The 1661-nt window shown below is 72.4% G+C and carries 1 protein-coding gene; it reads right to left on the bottom strand.

From position 1 onward, the window contains the following. Window positions 1–1661 (bottom strand): hypothetical protein (locus tag G7A99_RS13145; protein WP_163140818.1); only part of this gene is annotated, 1661 nt, incomplete at both ends.

The raw sequence follows: 1661 nt of genomic DNA on the forward strand, positions 1-1661 counted from the left end.
GACGTCCGCGGCCTGCGCCGCGATGGTGACGTCGTTCAGGGCCGCCCGCGTGCGCTGGTTGGAGACGTTGAACGTCGCCGACCCCGCACCGGAGAGCTTCGCCGGCAGCGAGCGGTCGCTCTGCTGGATGTCGTTGTCGGCGCTCTTGCTGTCGCCGTCCGAGGAGAAATAGCCCGCGAGGTTACCGCCCCAGGTGGAGAGCTTGTCCAGGGCCGGCTGTGCCTTGTCCGTGATGGTGCCGATCAGGCCGTCGCCACGGGACCGGGTGTCGTCGCTGCGTTTGGCGGTGTTGTCGCTGTCCTTGTTGCCGCTCGCCCGTGCCAGCGCCCCGGCCACGGCGAACGCGCCGTTCTGGCCGCGGGACTCCGCGCCGAGATTCAGACCGTCCACCGACCAGGTGGCGGCGGCGCCGGCGTCGCGGGCCGTGACCCAGCCCGGCCGCCACGCGGCGGTGTCACCGACCTGGGCCCGCACGTCGGTATCGACGTTGTTGAGTGCGAACCCCGCACCGATGCCCACGTTCTCGCTGAGCGCCACCGCCCCGACCGCGCTCCACTGGCCGAGGTCGTGGGTCGCGCCGATGTCCACCACGCCCGCGTTCACCGTGGTGGAGGCGTCGACCGCGGCGACCACGTCGCTCGCGACGTCGTTCACCGCCGCGGAGCCGTTGCCGGCCACGCTCTTGCCCTTGCCGGCGGAAGGCGAGACCAGCAGCCGCAGGTTGCGCTCGCTGGCCGCGACATCGAACGCCGGCGCGGTGACGGTGCCGTTGACCCCCGTCCCGGCCGTCGCGCTGGAGTCGTGGGTCGCGATGTTCAGGCCGGCCCCGACCGAGCCGCCCTCCGCGCTGTTCCCGAAGAGCAGCGGCCCGAGGTTGCCCGCCACCGCGAGGCGTTCGATGGCGTTGTCGGCGTGGATGCCGACACCGCCATCCCAGTCCTGCTCGGCGTCGGTCAGGGCATCCGTACCCTCGACCCGGCCGGACAGCAGCCAGCGCGCCGTGAGCGCACCGGTGTCGTCGTACTCGCGGTGGAGCACGCTGCTCCAGGGCGCCGGGTCGGCGGCGCTGGACTCCAGCGTCACGCCGTTGCCCACCCAGGCCTCGGCGTCGATGTCGGTCTCCATCACCGAGATCGCACCGGCCGCGGCGAGGTCGTCGGCCTCGCCGGAGGCCCGGGCGTACTGGCTCGGCAGGTTGTAGAGCGCATCCCCCGCGTCGTAGACGTCTTTCGCCCGCTCGAGCAGCGAGAGGTAGCCGTCCCACTGGTCCATGTCCGCCAGGGCGTCGTCCAGGTCGGTCTGCAACGGCACCGCATTGCGCGCGCCGACACCGATGTTCGCCGCGGTGACGGAGCTGTCGTCACCGACCCAGGCCCGGGTGTCGTGGGCGGTGTTGCTGTAGACCAGCGCGACACTGAGCCCGACCGCCGCCTTGTCCTTGCGCTTGGCACTGGCATTGACGGCGCTGACCGCGTAGTTGCGCAGGTTCGCCTGGCGCTGCAGGGACTGGACGGCGACGTTGCCGTCCACGGTGACGTCCGCGCCACCGCCGGTGCCGAGCTCGGCGATCGCGGTGTGATCCGCGTCGGCGATCGCGACCGCGGACCCCAGGCGCAGCGGCGTGGAGCCGCTGCCGCCGTCGCTGGCGGCGAGATTGAACG

This window comes from Arhodomonas sp. KWT (assembly GCF_010993615.1).